This window comes from Dokdonella aquatica, assembly GCF_051987395.1.
Lineage (GTDB): Bacteria > Pseudomonadota > Gammaproteobacteria > Xanthomonadales > Rhodanobacteraceae > Dokdonella.
The window spans coordinates 2,323,933-2,337,918 of sequence record NZ_CP197094.1 but is presented as its reverse complement, the minus strand read 5'-3'; the positions used below and the strand labels follow the sequence as shown (position 1 = coordinate 2,337,918).

The 13,986-nt window shown below is 70.9% G+C and carries 11 protein-coding genes; 6 read left to right on the top strand and 5 right to left on the bottom strand.

The features are described from left to right. Positions 1-92: 92 nt before the first annotated feature. A complete protein-coding gene (gene xerD, locus ACQQ2N_RS10245) occupies positions 93-1,034 on the bottom strand; it encodes a site-specific tyrosine recombinase XerD (protein WP_440225617.1) in 942 nt (313 codons plus the stop codon). A 63-nt stretch (positions 1,035-1,097) separates the two neighbouring features. On the opposite strand from xerD, the gene ACQQ2N_RS10240 reads away from it, so the two are divergent. After that, the gene (locus tag ACQQ2N_RS10240) at positions 1,098-1,535 is read left to right on the top strand and encodes an RDD family protein (RefSeq protein WP_440225616.1); all 438 of its coding nucleotides are present in this window, start codon (positions 1,098-1,100) and stop codon (positions 1,533-1,535) included. A gap of 93 nt (positions 1,536-1,628) precedes the next feature. After that, on the top strand, positions 1,629-5,081 hold the full coding sequence (locus ACQQ2N_RS10235; RefSeq protein WP_440225615.1) for a S8 family serine peptidase: 3,453 nt from the start codon (positions 1,629-1,631) through the stop codon (positions 5,079-5,081). Between the two features lie 7 nt (positions 5,082-5,088). Here ACQQ2N_RS10235 and lptG read toward each other — a convergent pair whose 3' ends face one another. Further along, positions 5,089-6,189, bottom strand: a complete 1,101-nt coding sequence (lptG, locus tag ACQQ2N_RS10230; RefSeq protein WP_440225614.1) for an LPS export ABC transporter permease LptG — start codon at positions 6,187-6,189, stop codon at positions 5,089-5,091. Then, a complete protein-coding gene (lptF, locus tag ACQQ2N_RS10225) occupies positions 6,186-7,307 on the bottom strand; it encodes an LPS export ABC transporter permease LptF (RefSeq protein ID WP_440225613.1) in 1,122 nt (373 codons plus the stop codon). Before lptF ends, lptG begins: the two co-directional genes overlap by 4 nt. A gap of 128 nt (positions 7,308-7,435) precedes the next feature. On the opposite strand from lptF, the gene ACQQ2N_RS10220 reads away from it, so the two are divergent. Genes ACQQ2N_RS10220 through ACQQ2N_RS10210 form a run of 3 tightly spaced genes read left to right on the top strand, consistent with a single transcriptional unit; the run spans position 7,436 to position 9,820 of the window. Beyond that, the gene (locus ACQQ2N_RS10220) at positions 7,436-8,917 is read left to right on the top strand and encodes a leucyl aminopeptidase (RefSeq protein ID WP_440225612.1); all 1,482 of its coding nucleotides are present in this window, start codon (positions 7,436-7,438) and stop codon (positions 8,915-8,917) included. Beyond that, positions 8,914-9,393 carry a hypothetical protein gene (locus ACQQ2N_RS10215; protein ID WP_440225611.1) on the top strand — a complete coding sequence of 160 codons (480 nt, stop codon included), beginning with the start codon at positions 8,914-8,916 and terminating at the stop codon, positions 9,391-9,393. Before ACQQ2N_RS10220 ends, ACQQ2N_RS10215 begins: the two co-directional genes overlap by 4 nt. Before the next feature lie 4 nt (positions 9,394-9,397). Further along, entirely contained in the window at positions 9,398-9,820 is a 423-nt protein-coding gene (locus tag ACQQ2N_RS10210) for a DNA polymerase III subunit chi (protein WP_440225610.1), read from the top strand. Between the two features lie 16 nt (positions 9,821-9,836). Here the strand turns inward: ACQQ2N_RS10210 and upp are convergent, their stop codons facing one another. Continuing rightward, positions 9,837-10,469: a uracil phosphoribosyltransferase gene (gene upp, locus ACQQ2N_RS10205; protein WP_440225609.1), complete on the bottom strand. Its 633-nt coding sequence runs from the start codon at positions 10,467-10,469 to the stop codon at positions 9,837-9,839. A 157-nt stretch (positions 10,470-10,626) separates the two neighbouring features. Between upp and ACQQ2N_RS10200 the strand changes: the two genes are divergently transcribed. After that, on the top strand, positions 10,627-13,473 hold the full coding sequence (locus tag ACQQ2N_RS10200) for a valine--tRNA ligase (RefSeq protein WP_440225608.1): 2,847 nt from the start codon (positions 10,627-10,629) through the stop codon (positions 13,471-13,473). 33 nt (positions 13,474-13,506) lie between these two features. On the opposite strand, the gene rimI is transcribed toward ACQQ2N_RS10200, so the two are convergent. Then, positions 13,507-13,983 carry a ribosomal protein S18-alanine N-acetyltransferase gene (gene rimI, locus ACQQ2N_RS10195; RefSeq protein WP_440225607.1) on the bottom strand — a complete coding sequence of 159 codons (477 nt, stop codon included), beginning with the start codon at positions 13,981-13,983 and terminating at the stop codon, positions 13,507-13,509. Positions 13,984-13,986 lie beyond the last annotated feature (3 nt).

Here is a 13,986-nt window from a genome sequence, read left to right as displayed (position 1 = left end):
GATGGACCACGGCACACGGACTTGGTTCCGTGCGGGGTCCCCATTCTCGCACGCCTGCCGGTGGACGGGCACGCAGCGGCGCCGCGCGGCGTTCAGCCGCGCGGGTGATGCAGGGCATGCAGGCGCTTGAGCCCCTCCTTGGCGACCAGCGTGTAGATCTGCGTCGTCGACAGCGAACTGTGCCCGAGCAGCATCTGCAGCGCCCTCAGGTCGGCGCCGTGGTTGAGCAGGTGCGTCGCGAACGAGTGGCGCAGCACGTGCGGCGAGATGCGTGCCGAGGCGACGCCGGCCACGAGCGCATGCTTCTTGACCAGCGTCCAGAACATCTGCCGCGTCATCGCAGCCCGGCGCGCGGTGACGAACAGGGCATCGGCGCGCCCGCCCTTGAGCAGCGCAGGCCGCGCCTCGGCCACGTAGCGCTCGAGCCAGCGCTGCGCCTCGCCGCCGATCGGCACGAGGCGCTCCTTGCCACCCTTGCCGGTCACGCGCAGCACGCCCTGGCGCAGGTTGACCTGCTCGGCACGCAGGTCGACGAGCTCGCTGACGCGCAGGCCGGTCGCGTACATGAGCTCGAGCATGCTGCGGTCGCGCAGGCCCAGCGGTGTCTCCGGCGGCGCCCGCAGCAGCGCTTCGACCTCGCCCTCCGCGAGCGCCTTGGGCAGGCCGCGCGGCAGCTTCGGCGCGTCGACCAGCAGGGTCGGATCCTCGGCTATGCGACCGTCCTGCTGCAGCACGCGGTAGAACTGGCGCAGGCTCGACAGCAGGCGCGCGTTCGAGCGGGCGTGGTAGCCCTTGCCCTTCACGCCACCGGCGGCGGTCCGCTCGGAGAGGTAGCGGAACACGGCGGCGCGATCGCAGGCGTCCAGGCGCATGCCCTGCCCCGCCAGCCACGCGGCGAACGCGACGAGGTCGCGACGGTAGCTCGCGAGCGTGTTGTCGGCGAGTCCGAGTTCGGACCAGGCGCGTTCGAGGAAGCGCTCCACGAGCGCGAGGTCGGCGGGGTCGGCTGCGGCTCGCGGGGAGGATCGGGGCATCGCAACGGTTGCGTCGGCTCGGGTGAACCGCGAGGCTATCGCGATTCGCCATCGCGCACGATCATGTCCGCCACCCCACCCGCCTCTCTGTGGCGCCGCCTCGCCGCCGCGTCCTACGACCTTCTCGTGCTCGTCGCGGTGTGGATGCTCGTCGCCGCGCTCGTGCTGGCCGCGTTCCACGGCGACGTCGACGTCGCCCACCAGCCGCCGCTCTACCACGCGGTGCTGCAGGCTGCACTGCTCGCCGCAACAGCGCTGTATTTCGCCATCTCGTGGTCGCGCGGCGGCCAGACGATCGGCATGCGTGCGTGGCGCGTGCGCGTGGTCGGCGGCGACGGGCGCCCGCCATCGTTCCTGCGCGCGCTCGCACGGTTCGGCGTCGCGATCGCCTCGACGCTCGCGGCCGGCCTCGGTTTCGCATGGTGCCTCGTCGACCGCGAGCGCCGCGCATGGCACGACATCGCATCGGCGACCTCGCTCGTGCACATGCCGCCGCGCTGAAACGCGCGATCCGGTCACGCCGTCGGCGCACGCGGCTGGCGTGGCGGGCCGGTGCGGCCTAGGCTTCGCGGATTCCCCGCGAGGTGCGTCCGCATGCCACGACTGCCGCTGCCGATCGCCTTGTCCGCCGCGCTCGGTGCCGTGTTCGCCACCGCTTCGGCCGCGCCCCCGACCGGACCCGCGGACACCACGCCCGCGAAACCCTTGCCCGGCGCGGGCGCGACCCCCGACACGCTGGACACGCGCGGCTACCGCAGCGACGGGCCGCACCATGTCGTGCGCGTCGACGCGGCACGCCGCGCGATCCTCGACGACATCGCCGTGCTCGCACGCCACGATTACGAGGCCTTCAGCATCGCCGATGTCGATGCCGCCGACTTCGACGTCCTTCTCGCCCGCGGCGCACGCCTGGAGGACGCGCAACGCCTCCTGATGCTCAACGCCGGCATCGTCGACACCTCGAGTGCCGATGCCGCGCGCCTCGCGCAGGCTCCGGCGATCGTCACCGCGGGCCGCAGCCTGCACCTCGTGCAGTTCGCGGCACCGATGCGAGCGGCCTGGCACGCCGAACTCGTCTCGACGGGCGCCCGCATCGTCACGCCGCTGCAGCGCGACGCCTGGCTCGTGCAGGCCGACGCGCCAGCGCGCGCACGCCTGCAGGCGCTGCGGGGTGCCGCCCACGTGCGCGCCGTGATGCCCTACCTCGCCGCCCAGCGCGTGCATCCGTCGCTTGCCGCCGACGCCGGCGGCCCGCTCGTCGTGCAGCTCGTCGAGGACGCCGCTGCGAATGCCGCGACGCTCGAGCGGCTGCGCGGCCGTGCCCGCGACGTACCGCGCGTCGGACGCCGCGCCGGCTACGTGAACGTGCAGCTCGATGCCGGCGCGGGCACGATCGCCGCGCTGGCCGACCGCGGCGACGTGGTCTCCATCAATCCCGATGGCCCGACGCGCCCGCACGACGAGCGCCAGAACCGGATCGTGACCGGTTTCGTGTCCGCCGGCATGCCCGTCGCCGGCGACCATCTCGGCTGGCTCGCCGCGCGCGGCTTCGCGCAGGCGCAGTTCGACGCGAGCGGCTTCGTCGTCAACGTCGTCGACAGCGGCCTCGACAACGGCACCGTCGCGCCGAACCATTTCGCCCTCTACACGTCCGGCAATGCATCGCTCGCGAGCAGGGTCGCGTTCTCGCGCGTGGTCGGCACGCCGGGACCGTCGGGTGGTCGCGGTGTCGACGGGCACGGCACGCTCAACGCGCACATCGTCGGCGGCTACGTGCCCGGCGGCACACCTTTCGACGCGGCACCGCACGCCGATGCACAAGGCTTCCGCTACGGCCTGGGCGTCGCGCCTTTCGTACGCCTCGGTGCTTCGACGGTCTTCGACCCCGACTACACCGAGCCCGACGTCGCCGCGCTCGAACGCGCCGCGTGGGACGACGGCGCGCGCATCAGCACGAACTCGTGGGGCAACACGTTCAGCGGCGCCTACACGCCGCGCGCGCAGGCCTACGATGCGCTCGTGCGCGACGCCGCCGACGACCTGCCGGGCCTGCAGGAGCTCGTCATCCTGTTCTCGGCCGGCAACGCAGGCCCGGCTGCGGAAACGGTGCGCGAGCCCGGCGTGGCCAAGAACGTGCTCACCGTGGGCGCGTCCGAGGGCGTGCAGGCCTTCGGCGGTTTCGACGGCTGCGCGATCACCGACGCCGGCGCCAACCATGCCGAGGACATCATCGGCTTCTCGAGCCGCGGACCCGCGATCGGCGGGCGCCACAAGCCCGACCTCGTCGCGCCAGGCACGCACATCAGCGGCGGGGTATGGCAGGACGCTCCGCCGCCGTCGCCGTGGACCACGGGCGTCGCGGCACCGGACTTCACTGGCGCCGTGGTCTGCGGCGGGCCTTCGCCGAGCCTCTACTGGCCGCTGCAACAGCAGTGGTACACCGCCTCGAGCGGCACCAGCCATTCGACACCTGCCGTGGCCGGAGGTGCGGCCCTGCTGCGCCAGCATTTCCTCAACCAGGGACGCGCCGCGCCGAGCCCGGCGATGACCAAGGCGATGCTCATGAACAGCGCGCGCCACCTGACCGGGACCGGTGCGAACGATTCGCTTTGGTCGAACCGGCAGGGCATGGGCCTGCTCGATCTCGGCAAGGCACTGGACTCGACGCCGCGGCTGCTGCGCGACCAGGAGTCCACCGACCGCCTCGTCGGCTCGGGCGGCACGCGTGCGTTCACGGCCACGGTCGCACGTGACGGCGAACCCGTGCGCGTCACCCTCGCCTGGACCGACGCACCGGGGCCGACCAGCGGCGCTCCGCAGCTCAACGACCTCGATCTCGTCGTCGACATCGACGGACGCACCTACTTCGGCAACGTGTTCAGCGGTGCCGTGTCGTCGACCGGCGGCGATCCCGATCGCGCCAACAACGTCGAGAGCGTGTTCCTGCCCGCAGGGATCGCCGCGGGCACGCGCATGGCCGTGCGCGTGCTCGGCGCGGGACTCGTCGCCGACGGCGTACCCGGCAACGGCGACGTCATCGACCAGGATTTCGCACTCGTGGTGCACAACGCCACGGCCACCGACATGCCCTACGTCCGCGAGGCGGGACTCGACCTCGTCGCCGAAACCGCGTTGCCGCCCAACGGGGCGCCCGATCCCGGCGAGCGCGTCGTCTATGCGCTCGGCCTCGACAACATCGGCTCGCTTGCGGCCGCCGCGACGACGGCGACGCTGCGCGCCGGCGGCGGCGTACACCCGGCCTCTGCTTCGCAGGCCTATGGAACGCTGCAGCCCGGAGCCGCCGCTGCGATGCGCAACCACGCCTTCGTCGTGGATCCGGCGATCGCCTGCGGTGCGGAGATCACGGCCACGTGGGAGCTCTCGTCGTCGGGTTCGCCGCTCGGCACGGTCAGCCGCGTCCTGCGCACGGGCGTCCTCGAGGTCGTCCTCGACGAAGGTTTCGAGGCAGCGCCGGCGCCGGCGCTGCCGGCGGGCTGGCTCGCCGACACCGCAACGGGCGGCACCCCGTGGCGTACGGTGGCCGACGTCGCCGCCGACGGTGCGCAGTCCGCCGGCGTCGTCGCGCCGGCGACCGTCGCCGATGCGCGCCTGGCTTCGCCGACATTCCCGATCACCACGAACGAGGCGATCCTCACGTTCCGGCAACGCTTCTCGCTCGAGAACGGCTTCGACGGCGCCGTGCTCGAGATGCGCGTCGACGGCGGCACGTTCGTCGACGTACTTGCCGGCGGCGCGACCTTCCTCGAAGGGGGCTATGCGGGCACGGTCTCTCCGGACTGGTCGAATCCGCTCGCCGGCCGCAGCGCATGGACCGGCTCGAGCGGCGGCTGGCGCCACGTGCGCGTCGCGTTGCCGGCGTCACTCGCAGGCCACGTCGTGCAGTTCCGCTGGCGCGTCGGCACCGACGAAAGCCTGAGCCCCGCGGGTTCGGGCCAGTGGGTCGATGCGGTCGAACTGCGCGACGGCTACCGCTGCTCGCAGGCGCCCGATCGCCTGTTCGCGGACGGCTTCGACGCCGCGCCCTGAGGCGGCGTCAGGCGTTGCGGCGGAAGTACGCCGTCGCGAGCGCGACGAGCAGCACGGGCGGGATCAGGTTCGCGACCACGGGCGAGAAGCCGTACACCGAGCCGAGGTTCACGACCGCGCGCTGCAGGAAGTAGAAGCCGATCGCGAGGATCACGCCGAGGAACAGGCGCTTGGCGAGACCGCCGCTGCGCAGCGCGCCGAACGCGAACGGCAGCGCGCAGAACGCGAGCACGAGCACGTTGAGCGGGTAGAACAGGCGCCCCCAGTAGGCTTCGCGGAACGCACGCGAGTCCTGCCCGTTGCGCTCGAAGTAGGCGATGTTGCGTGCGAGATCACGCAAACCGAGATAGTCGAGCTTGACGATGCTCAGCGCGAGCAGGTCGGGATCGAGCGTCGAGGTCCAGGCCTCCTCGGCCATCTTCGTGCTCGTCGCGGAATCCTCGCCGAACACGGTGCGGCGCACGCCGAACAGCGTCCACTGTCCGCGCGTGTGGGTCGCACGCTCGGCCACCGACAGCACGGTCAGTCGCCCTGCCGGATCGAACTCGAACACGCGCACGCGGTTGAGGTCGACCGCGACGCCGTCGTCGGTCGGGTAGGTGCGGCCGTTGCCGGCGTTGATGACGGTGCCGCCGTCGCGCGCCCACACGCTGCCGCCCTTGGCGAGCGTGACGTCGCTCGAGGTCGCCGACAGCGCGACCTCCTTGGCTTTCTGGTCCCCGTAGGGCGCGAGCGTCTCGCCGAGCACGACCACGCCCGCGGTCAGGACCACGAGCGTCAGCACCACCGAGGCACAGATGCGCAGCTTCGACATGCCGGCCGCGCGCAGTGCGGTGAGCTCGCCGGTGCCGGCGAGGCCACCGAGGCCGAGCAGGCCGCCGATCAGCGCCGCATAGCTGAACATCTCGTAGAGCCGGCGCGGCATCGTCAGCAACGTGTAGCTCGCGGCCTTGGCCAGCGTGTAGCTGCCCTTGCCGACGTCGTTGAGCTGGCCGACGAAGATCGTGAACGCATCGAAGCCGACGAGCACGAACCACGTCAGCCCGACCGCGCCGAGCACCGACATCGCGACGAGGCGATCGACGCGAAGGAAACGCGGCAGCCTCATGCGGCACTCCGGCGCAGGCGCGCACGCGGACGCCGCAGCGTCTGGCCGCGGCGGATCAGCACGATCGCGATCGCGAGCGTGGGCAGGTACACCCACCACAGGCCGAACGCGAACGACAGCTTGCCCTGGATCATCCAGGAGCGGCCGAGGGCGAGGAAATTCGCGTAGACGATGTAGCCGAGCACCGCGACGATCATGCTCGCGTAGCGCGGCTGGCGCGGGTTCGAACGTGACAGCGGCAGCGCCAGCAACGCGAGGATCAGCGCCGACAGCGGCGGCGCGAGGCGCCAGTGCAGTTCGGCACGCTGCACGGGATCGTCGCTGGCCCACAGCACCGGCGTCGGTGCGGAGCGCTTGGCACCGTAGGTCGCGTTGTCCTCGGCGTCGTTGTCGGGCAGGCGCAGGTCGTTGCGCGCGAAGCGCAGCAGCCGGAAATCGTCCTGGCCCGGGCGCCCCTCGACGCGGAAGCCGTCGCGCAGCACGAGGTAACGGTCCTCGCCCGCGGTGTCGCGGTAGAGCTCGCCGGTCTCGGCAGTGACGATGTCGATCTGCGTCGTGCCGTCCGCGGCGAGGCGTTCGTTCTCGACGAAGATGCGGCCGAAACGCGTGCCGTCGGGCGACATGTCGCCGACGTAGATCACGCCCTCCTGACCGGGCAGCGACACGAAGCGCCCTGCCTCGAGGCCCGCGATCAGCAGCGAACGGTTGGCCTCCTCGACGAGGCTCTGCGACAGGCGCACCGCCGACGGCGCGAGCCAGAACGACACGCAGCCGAGCAGGATGACGATCGGCACCGCGAGCAGCGCCAGCGGCCGCAACAGGCCGGTCACGTCGAGCCCGGACGCGCTCAGCACGGCCATCTCGCTGTCGCGGTAGAGGCGCCCGTAGGCGAGCAGCACGCCGAGGAACACGGCCAGCGGCAGCAGCACATTGAGGCTGTCGACGGCGCGCAGGCCGATCATCGAGAACAGCACGTCGGCCGGCAGCTTGCCGCGCGCTACGCGGCCCAGCACGTCGGCGACGGTCTCGCCGATGCTGATCATCAGCAGCACCACGCCCACGGCCAGGAAGCTCAGCAGCAGTTCGCGCAGCAGGTAGCGGTCGAGGATGCGCAGCACCGGTTGACTATGCCTTAGAATCACGGGTTTCGCGCCGCGGATGCAGCGCGCGCGGCCGCCCAGTCTAACGGCTCGGCACGGCCACGCGGCGACGGCGCGACATTCTCCCTTCGTTTGCGGAACCGTCCATGACCCTGAAGTTCAGCCTCGCCCAGGCCGCCCCCGAGACCGTCGACTCGCCGTGCATCATCGTCGGCCTCTACGAGGACCGCGTGCTGACGAGTGCCGCCGCGCGCCTGGACGAGGCCACCGGCGGCGGCATCAAGCGCCTCGTCGCAAGCGGCGACATCACCGGCAAGGCCGGCAGCACGACGCTGCTGTTCAACCTGTCCGGCGTCACCGCGGCACGCGTGCTCGTGGTCGGCCTCGGCGATTCGAAGAAGTTCGATGCCGCGGCGTTCCACCGCGCCGCGAACGAGTCGGCGCGTGCGCTCAAGGGCTTGCCGGTCGCCTCGGCGACCTCGTGGCTGACCGAAGTCGACGTGCCGGGCCGCGACGCGGCGTGGAAGCTGCGCACCGCCGCGCTCGCCGCCGACCTGCAGGCCTACCGCTACACGGCCACGTTCAAACCCAAGGACAATGCGCGCGCCGTGCACCTGGAGTCGATCGCGTTCGCGGGCGACGGACAGGACCGTGCCCTCGTCGAGGCCGATGCGATCGCCGGCGGCGTGCGCTTCGCGCGCGAGCTCGGCAACCTGCCGCCCAACATCTGCAACCCGGCGTGGATCGCCGCGCAGGCGAAGACCTTCGCCGACGCGCACGACGGCGTGAGCTGCGAGGTACTCGAGCGCGACGACATGCAGGCGCTCGGCATGGGCTCGCTGCTCGGCGTCGCCCAGGGCTCGGCCAACCCGCCCAAGCTCGCCGTGCTGCAGTGGAACGGCGCCGGCAACGGCGTCAAGCCGTACGCGCTGGTCGGCAAGGGCATCACGTTCGACACCGGCGGCATCTCGATCAAGCCGTCGGCCGGCATGGAGGAGATGAAGTTCGACATGTGCGGCGCCGCCGGCGTGCTCGGCGCATTCGTCGCCGCGGTCGAGCTCAGGCTGCCGATCAATCTCGTGTGCGTGGTCGCCGCGGTCGAGAACATGCCCGACGGCAACAGCTACCGCCCTAGCGACGTGCTCACGAGCATGTCGGGCCTCACGATCGAGGTGCTCAATACCGACGCCGAGGGCCGCCTGATCCTCTGCGACGCGCTGACCTACGTGCAGAAGTTCGAGCCGCAGGTGATCATCGATGCGGCCACGCTGACCGGCGCCTGCGTGGTCGCGCTCGGCAAGCACGCGAGCGGCCTCATGACCAAGGACGACGAACTCGCCGACCAGCTGCTCGCCGCCGGCAACGCCACGCACGACCGCGCCTGGCGCCTGCCGCTGTGGGATGACTACCAGGGCCAGCTCGACTCGGGCTTCGCCGACGTCGCCAACATCGGCGGCAAGTACGCCGGCGCGATCACCGCGGGCTGCTTCCTCGCGCGCTTCACGAACGGCTACCGCTGGGCCCACCTCGACGTCGCCGGCACCGCCTGGGACGAGGGCCGCAAGGGCCTCGCGACGGGCCGCCCGGTGCCGTTGCTCGTGCAGTACCTGATCGACCGCAGCGCATGAACGACGACACGCCCCAGTTGCCGCCCGCACCGCCTCCGCCGCCACCGTCGCCGCGCCCTGCGGTCGAGGCCATCGAGCGACAGAAGGCCTCGACGATCGCGGCGATGCTCGGCGCGTCGCTGGTGTTCAGCATCCTCAATGTGGCGCTGAATCCCGACCTCGCGCAGCAGCCCTCGATCACGGTCACGCAGCTGATCGCCAACGTCACGCTGATGCTGCTCGGCTTCCGCTGGCTGCACCTGGACAGCGCGCAGCTCGAGATCCGCCGGCCGATCTGGCTCAACGTCGGCATCATCCTGCTCGCGATCGTGTTCGTGCCGTACTACCTCTACAAGACGCGCCAGCCCGGCGCGCGCCAGGCGCCGATCCTCGGCTTCCTGGGCCTCGTCGTCGCGATCGGGGTCGCCTCGGCAGTCGGTGGCGGCCTCATGATGGCGTTCAGCGGCACGCCTGCGCCCACCGGCCCGGGAATCTGAGCCGATGCCGCGCGCGGACTTCTACCTCATCGCCAAGCCGCGCTTCGCCGAGGATCCGCTGCTGCTGGTCTGCGAACTCGCGAAACGCGCGTTCGCGGCCGAGCAGCCGACCGTGATCCTCGCGCGTTCGCTCGACGAGGCCGAGGCGATCGATGCACGCCTGTGGGATTTCGACGAGGATGCGTTCATCCCTCACCAGATCGCCGGCGACGAGGACGACGCGGTCACCGCCGTGCTCATCGTGCCGCCCGATGTCGAGGCCGAGGAACGCCCGCTCGCGATCAACCTGCGCGACTACTGCGCACTCGGCCGCCACGAGCGCGTGCTCGAGGTGGTCGCCGCCGATCCGGCCGAACGCGAGGAATCACGCCGCCGCTGGACCGAGTACAAGAGGCGCGGCTACGAGATCGCCAAGCACGACATGTGAGTCGCGCCGCGGCGCGTCACTTGGTGCCGAAGTAGCGATCGCCCGCGTCGCCGAGGCCCGGCACGATGTAGCCGTGGTCGTTGAGGCCCTCGTCGATCGCCGCGGTGTAGACCGTCACGTCGGGATGGTGCGCGTGCAGGTGGGCGATGCCTTCCGGGCAGCTCACGAGGCTGACGAAGCGGATCGAACGCGGAGCGGTCTTCTTGAGACGGTCGAGCGCAGCCACCGCCGAATGCCCGGTCGCGAGCATCGGATCGACGACGATCGCGTCGCGCTCGCGCATGCCGCGCGGCATGCGGAAGTAGTACTCGTTGGCGACCAGCGTCTCGGGATCGCGCTGCAGGCCGATGTGGCCGACGCGCGCGCTCGGCACCACCGCGAGCATGCCGTCGAGGATGCCGATGCCGGCGCGCAGGATCACCACGAACACGGTCTTCTTGCCGTCGACGAGGCGCCCCGTGGCCGGGCCTACCGGCGTCTGGATCGCGACCTCGTGGGTCGGCAGGTCGCGCGTGACCTCGTAGGCCATCAGCGTCGACAGCTCGCCGAGCAGCGCACGGAACTCGCTCGTGCTGGTGCCCTTGCGGCGCAGCAGCGTGAGCTTGTGCTGCACGAGGGGATGCGTGACGACGTGGACCTGCGCGCTCATGCGGGCTCCTGAAGGATAAGGACGCCGCACGATAGCGCGACGGGTCCTGCCCGCGCACGCGACACCGGCGCGCATGCGGGGCGGACCGCGGCGACGCTACAATGCCGCCCCCTTTTCGAGAACCGTGTCCGCCACGCGCGGGCAGCGCCCCACGCCCATGGACAAGAGCTTCGAACCCGGCCAGATCGAACCGAAGTGGTACGCACGCTGGGAGGCCGCCGGCACGTTCGAGCCGGCCGGCGACGGCACGCCGTACTGCATCCTGCTGCCGCCGCCGAACGTCACCGGCACGCTGCACATGGGCCATGCGTTCCAGCAGACGATCATGGACGCGCTGACGCGCTACCACCGCATGCGCGGCTTCCGCACGCTGTGGCAGGGCGGCACCGACCACGCCGGCATCGCGACGCAGAAGATCGTCGAGAACCAGCTCGCCGCGCAGGGCCAGTCGCGCCACGACCTCGGCCGCGAGGCGTTCATCGGCCGCGTCTGGGAGTGGAAGGAACAATCCGGCTCGACGATCACGAACCAGATGCGCCGCCTCGGCGCGTCGGTGGACTGGTCGCGCGAGCGCTTCACGATGGACGAGGGCCTGTCGGCCGCGGTGCGCCGCGTGTTCGTGCAGTGGTACCGCGACGGCCTGCTCTACCGCGGCCGCCGCCTCGTCAACTGGGATCCGGTGCTGCAGACCGCGGTGTCGGACCTCGAAGTCGACAACCAGGAGAAGGACGGCTCGCTGTGGTCGATCCGCTACCCCACCACCGACGGCGGTGACGGCCTCGTCGTCGCGACGACGCGCCCGGAGACGATGCTCGGCGACGTCGCGGTCGCGGTGAACCCCGAGGACGAGCGCTACGCGCACCTGATCGGCAAGACGCTCGTGCTGCCGCTGACGGGCCGCGAGATCCCGGTCATCGCCGACGACTACGTCGACCGCGAGTTCGGCACCGGCTGCGTCAAGATCACGCCCGCGCACGATTTCAACGACTGGCAGGTCGGTGCGCGCCACGGCCTGACGCCGATCGTGATCCTCACGCTCGACGCGAAGATCACCGACGACGCCCCCGAGGCCTATCGCGGCCTCGACCGTTTCGCCGCGCGCAAGCAGATCCTCGCCGACCTCGAGGCCGCCGGCCTGCTCGTCGAGACCAAGAAGCACAAGCTGCAGGTGCCGGTGAGCCAGCGCACCGACGCGGTCATCGAGCCGATGCTGACCGACCAGTGGTTCCTCGACCTCACGCGCGATACGCGCATCGACGGCAAGCCCGGCCCGGGCGGCCGCAAGGCGATCACCGAACCCGCGCTCGCCGCGGTGCGCGACGGCGACATCCGCTTCGTGCCGGACAACTGGTCGACCACCTACAACCAGTGGCTCGAGAACATCCAGGACTGGTGCGTGAGCCGCCAACTCTGGTGGGGCCACCAGATCCCGGCCTGGTTCGACGAGGCCGGCAACATCTTCGTCGGCGAGGACGAGGCCGACGCGGTCGCGAACGCCGACGTCGCGCCGGTCGGTGCGCTCGTGCAGGATCCCGACGTGCTCGACACGTGGTTCTCGTCGGCGCTGTGGCCGTTCTCGACGATGGGCTGGCCGTCGGCGGGCCCGACGCTCGAGAACGGGCATCTCGTCGCCGACTGGTCCGAGGACCAGGTGTTCGTGCCGAGCGCGGTGCTCGTGACCGGCTTCGACATCATCTTCTTCTGGGTCGCGCGCATGGTCATGGCGACCCAGTACTTCACCGGCAAGGTGCCGTTCCGCGACGTCTACATCAATGCCATCGTGCGCGACGCCGAAGGCCAGAAGATGTCCAAGTCCAAGGGCAACACGATCGATCCGCTCGACCTGATCGACGGCATCGACCTCGAGTCGCTCGTGGCCAAGTCGACCGGCTCGCTGCTGATCCCGCAGGTGCGCGAGAAGGTCGAGAAGCGCATCCGCAAGGACTACCCGGACGGCATCACCGCGGTCGGCGCCGACGCCGTGCGCTTCACGTTCGCGGCGCTCGCGACCTACGGCCGCACGATCAACTTCGACCTCAAGCGCGCCGAGGGCTACAAGAACTTCTGCAACAAGCTCTGGAACGCCGCGCGCTTCGTGCTCATGAACACCGACGACGCGCCGGTCGCGTCGCCCGGCTCCTCACCCGTCACGCCGGCCGAGCACTGGATCCTGTCGCGCCTCGCCGTGACGCTCGACGAGGTGCACGCGCAGTTCGCGGCCTACCGCTTCGACCTCGTCGCGCAGGCGCTGTACGAGTTCGTCTGGAACGACTACTGCGACTGGTTCCTCGAACTCGCCAAGCCCGCGCTCAACGGCGAGGACGCGTCCGCGGCGGCGTCGACGCGCGCGACCCTGCTGCGCGTGCTCGAGGCGATCCTGCGCGCGCTGCACCCGGTCACGCCGTTCATCACCGAGGAGATCTGGCACGCGGTCGCGCCGAAGCTCGGCATCGCCGGCGAGACGATCTCGACGCAGCGCTATCCGGTCGCGGCAGATGTCGGCGAAGGCCTCGACGCCGCCGCGATCGCCGACATCGAATGGTTCCGTTCGGTGCTGTCGGGCGTGCGCCGCATCCGCAGCGAGATGAACATCGCGCCAGGCAAGCCGATCCCGCTGCTCTACGCGAAGGGCGGCCCGGCCGACCGCGAGCGCACCGCACGCTTCGCCGCCCAGGTCGCGTTCCTCGCACGTACCGAATCGCAGCGCTGGCTCGAAGCCGGCGACGACGAACCTGCCTCGGCCGCCGCGATCGTCGGCGAGCTGCGCGTGCTGATCCCGCTCGCCGGCCTCATCGACCTCGGCGCCGAGAAGGCTCGCCTCGAGAAGGAGATCAAGCGGGTCGAGGGCGAGATCGGCAAATGCAACGGCAAGCTCGCGAGCGAGACCTTCGTCGCCAACGCACCGGCCGCGGTCGTCGACGAGATGCGCACGCGCCTGGCCGACTTCACGACGACGCTTACCGCGCTGCGTGAGCAGCTCGCCCGCCTGCAGTCGGCGGGCTGAAGACCACGGCACGACGCGGCCCGCTTGGCCGCCTCAGTTTCCGAGCAGCTCCATCGCCATGACCAGCGCGTCCTCACGGCCGCGCTTGGCGGGATAGTAATTCGGGCGACGGCCGATCTCGTTGAAGCCGGCGCTGTCGTACAGCGCGATCGCCTTGTCGTTGGATGGGCGCACCTCGAGGAACACGCGCTCGGCGCGATGCCAGCGCGCGAGGTCGACGAGGCGTGCGAGCAGGCGACGCCCCAGGCCACCACCTTGCGCACCCGGCGCGATGCACAGGTTGAGGATGTGCGCCTCGCCTGCCGCGACGGACAGCACGCCGTAGCCGACGATCGCCTGCGCACGCACGAGCACCCAGCACTCGTAGCCGGCATTCATGCAGTCGCGGAAGATGCCCCAGGTCCACGGGAACGGATACGCGAGCAGTTCGACGCGCGAGACCTCGTCGAGGTCCTCCGCGCGCATCGCGCGGAACGTCGCGAGCGGCACCGTGTCGGGTTGCGCGGCCATCGT